Below are 2,968 nucleotides of genomic sequence, written 5' to 3' on the forward strand. Positions count from 1 at the left end.
TGCTCAATTACTACTTCTTTTAATAATGCGAAGGTTTACAAAAACCGTAATCACTTTCAAAAACTACTGGATTTTTTTGAGCAGTCTGGAATCGCCTATGAACTAATTCCAGTCGAAGATAAGGAGTAATCGTGTATGGTCACTAAAATCAGTTTACTTGCGGTTGCTTGCGGTTTGGCTGTGTACTTTGCGAGTAACCATTTTGATTTGAGTGTTAATCAGTCGTCAGTTGAACAACTTTCAATTGACCAAGAAACGGCACTCTTAGTTACTAAACCTGAGACTCAAAGTAAGCCAGTACAACTGACGGTTAAGCGCACAGTTGGCAATGGTAGTTTAGAAGCTCCGCAAGCAGTCGAACCAGAACCCATAGCCGATGCTGATTTAGTAATGTCGGAATCCCTAACGAGCTTGCATCTAACGGAATTTAGCGACTACTTGGGTGATGAGCAAGCAAGCGAGCACACAATATTGGCTTTTTACACGGATAGTCGATGGTATGAGTTTTATGAGCGCGTAGGTTATTCGTCAGAAGACATTCACCAGTTGATTGCTTTCCGAAGCCAATATTTGGCAGATAGTAGCCAACTTGGAAAAGAATATTACTATCACAGATGGTCAGATGCGCCTCATAGGGCATTGTCCGATACAGTGGCAGATGAGCTAATGTCCTACTTAGGTAACGGACAAGAACAAGCATTAACACTGAGTAGCACTTTATCCAGTGTGGCTAGTAAATATGGCATTACCACATCGTTAGTTGAAAGAATTGCTAAGACATACCTTCTAGGTTCAATCGGCAGAATGGAAACTACATCAGAACTATTTAACTCATCTTTCGATCCGCAAGTTGACGTAATTAAGCTTGATTCGAACTTTGTCGGCTTTTTGGTAGGGAAAGCGGGTTATACCCAAGAAATAGTTGTCATTGATAAAGGACGTTTAATGGATACATATTCGTCAAACAACAACTAAACAAATTTAAAGGGAAATTATGCCTGATATTTTGATTAACTTGGATGAACAATTGTTTGTTCCAAGCGTGGATGTTTCACTTCTAAGTATGGTGAAACTTGGCAAGTTTACGTGGCCAACAGGTGCAACTTGCGTTACTCAAGAGTGCGATGGTGCATTGCTTTGGTGGAGCGCATCTGTTGATGATGTTACGGCAGCCCGACAAGCGGCAAAACCGGATACTGGTTTGATGCCACTTATTGGCTTAGGCGATCAAGTGTCAATTGATTACTACTTGTCGAATGGTCAAGAAGTGGTAGCGAATGACTGGCAAAAAGCTGTAGTAACGATAGACCAATTCACTAATTCTAAAATTGGAACAAGGGAACAATTATGAAAATCAGTGAACTAGCTTTGCCTGTTCAAGAAAAAGAAACATTTTCTCAGGAGTTTAAAGAGTTCTTATCAGTCCTCAAAGGTTTGGTTGACAAAAAAGGTCTTGATTACCTTGGAGCAGCAGATGACCCGAATTTTGACTTTCAACGAATTAATATGAGTTTCGGGCTTGATGAAGAATCTAAAGTTGATGAGTTAATTCGAGACATACGCGATAACTTAGCAAATAACTACACTGGCGCATACTTTGTAAAAGTTAAAGGTAAGTTTCCTTTAGCTGCTAGGAAGTCACACATTCTGTCTGCTGATTGTTGGTCTGTTGAGTTCTACTTTGCCAAGTCTTGGCAGTTGCAAGAAGACATCCAACCATAGGGGGAATTGGTCGCTATGGGCAAACAAGTAAACAAAGACGTCGCTAAGTTTAACGCCCTTACTATTGCCTCAATGGTGCTTGAAAAAGTCGATATTGATGAGGAGCTAGGCGACTTTCTGGAGAGGGAGGATTTAGCTGAATTTTTGCCACTTATTCAAGACGAAATGAAGCGCTTAACTAAATCTATCGTTAACAGGGCTGAGAATCTAAACGCTAAATATAAAGGCAAGATACCAGACTTTGCTAACACTTCGCTTGAAACAGAAGCAATTCAAGATATTTGCGAAAAAATGTATTAAGGGGATTTTGAAAAATTTAGTCGCATTATTTACATTTATGGAGAAAGTAATACTTAATTTAAAGTACCAATTACAGAAAGCTTTCCTTTGTTCATTCGGTAAGCATATAGATTGCAACGGGGCGAATTTCTGTGGAGCATGTGGCTATAAAGTCAACCCCAACGCTTATCATGGGTTTGTAGCTACGCTTTATGATGGTACTAAGATACAAGTTAATGCAATAAACGAAATGCACGCTAGAAGCCTTGTTATTTACGAGAGCTGCGATGCAATTGATCGTGATACCGGAGAACCGCTATCTCGCACAAAAATCCATCCAGAAAACATTAAATCTATCGCTCTAAAAAGTTAGTTGTAACCCATACCCAAGCTATTACAGATCAATTTACTGACTGTAACGCAATGATTGGAAGTGCTGATAATGATGAGGGGTGGGAACGAAACTTAAAAGCGAATAATTTACCAATAATCGAATAACGAGGGAAAATCGATGGATCTACATCAATTAGCAAAAATGAGTGAAGCTGATATTGCTTCATGGGTTCGTGGTAATACAGGTAAATTTTCGCTGATATCTGACAGTGAGTTAGAAAGCACTATTGATGCCCGTGACCGTTGGGAAGAGCGAGCAACAGAATTAGCTAGTGATGTTGGTACGCTACTCAACATCGATGTTGGTGAGCACACTAGCGCTAATTGTCCTGTACAGAATGCCCTTGATGCTGTTTATCAAGCAACTCAAAAGAAAGCCAAAACCGAGGCACTGAAAGAACGCCTTAGTGGTGTTCTCAATGACGAGCTCATTAACTAGTAGGGGCAAGGTTATGGCATGGGTTATTGAAATAACACAGAGGCTTTCGGTTCGTAACAGTGAAGAGGGGCTAGACAGGTCATACGTTACCGCAATCAAACGATGCGGTACGAATTGCTCAATTACTACTTCTTT

Annotated in this window: 6 protein-coding genes; all 6 read left to right on the top strand. The window is 40.2% G+C overall.

Going from position 1 to position 2,968, the window contains the following annotated elements:
- The first annotated feature begins 135 nt into the window (after positions 1-135).
- The 6 genes from AB4513_RS24435 to AB4513_RS24460 all read left to right on the top strand — a co-directional run bounded on the left by AB4513_RS24435 (position 136) and on the right by AB4513_RS24460 (position 2,833).
- Positions 136-975 carry a hypothetical protein gene (locus tag AB4513_RS24435; protein WP_102257475.1) on the top strand — a complete coding sequence of 280 codons (840 nt, stop codon included), beginning with the start codon at positions 136-138 and terminating at the stop codon, positions 973-975.
- 19 nt (positions 976-994) lie between these two features.
- Positions 995-1,351, top strand: coding sequence for a hypothetical protein (locus AB4513_RS24440; protein WP_102257476.1), 357 nt, complete (start codon positions 995-997; stop codon positions 1,349-1,351).
- Positions 1,348-1,722 (top strand): hypothetical protein, encoded by a 375-nt coding sequence (locus tag AB4513_RS24445; protein WP_102257477.1) that lies wholly within the window; start codon positions 1,348-1,350, stop codon positions 1,720-1,722. Before AB4513_RS24440 ends, AB4513_RS24445 begins: the two co-directional genes overlap by 4 nt.
- 15 nt (positions 1,723-1,737) lie before the next feature.
- Complete coding sequence (locus AB4513_RS24450) at positions 1,738-2,022, top strand: hypothetical protein (protein WP_102257478.1); 285 nt, start codon at positions 1,738-1,740, stop codon at positions 2,020-2,022.
- Positions 2,023-2,029: 7 nt separating this feature from the next.
- Positions 2,030-2,374 (top strand): hypothetical protein, encoded by a 345-nt coding sequence (locus tag AB4513_RS24455; protein ID WP_133151961.1) that lies wholly within the window; start codon positions 2,030-2,032, stop codon positions 2,372-2,374.
- A gap of 138 nt (positions 2,375-2,512) precedes the next feature.
- Complete coding sequence (locus tag AB4513_RS24460; RefSeq protein WP_102579858.1) at positions 2,513-2,833, top strand: hypothetical protein; 321 nt, start codon at positions 2,513-2,515, stop codon at positions 2,831-2,833.
- Positions 2,834-2,968 lie beyond the last annotated feature (135 nt).

The sequence above is a fragment of the Vibrio sp. 10N.222.54.E6 genome, assembly GCF_041473955.1.
Taxonomy (GTDB): domain Bacteria; phylum Pseudomonadota; class Gammaproteobacteria; order Enterobacterales; family Vibrionaceae; genus Vibrio; species Vibrio tasmaniensis_A.